The following is a 264-nucleotide window of genomic DNA, read 5'->3' on the forward strand; positions in this document are numbered from 1 at the left end:
TCTGCGCCGTCACGCTGTACATACCTTCGTCAATCAATGATGGGATCGTAATAGCAGCGACACCATTTAACGTATCTAACAAGGTAACGGTGTAGGTTTGCGTTGTCACACTGCTATCTGGGTTGGTAATGGTTAACGTCACCGTATCACCCACTTCCACACCCGTTGGAATACTCACCACCGTTTCAACACCGTCATTGTTCTCTGCCACGCTCACGCTGCCGTCCGCTGCGTCCGCGATGGTAAGTGTTGGCGCCGCAGTTG

General features: G+C 52.3%; 1 protein-coding gene. It reads right to left on the minus strand.

The window, feature by feature from the left end; all coding sequences use genetic code 11:
• Positions 1–264: hypothetical protein (locus AACW06_RS20430; protein ID WP_202884137.1), on the minus strand; the 264-nt coding region annotated here is incomplete at both ends.

It is taken from the genome of Vibrio sp. S12_S33 (assembly GCF_963889785.1).
In the GTDB taxonomy this organism is placed as follows: Bacteria; Pseudomonadota; Gammaproteobacteria; order Enterobacterales; family Vibrionaceae; genus Vibrio; species Vibrio aestuarianus.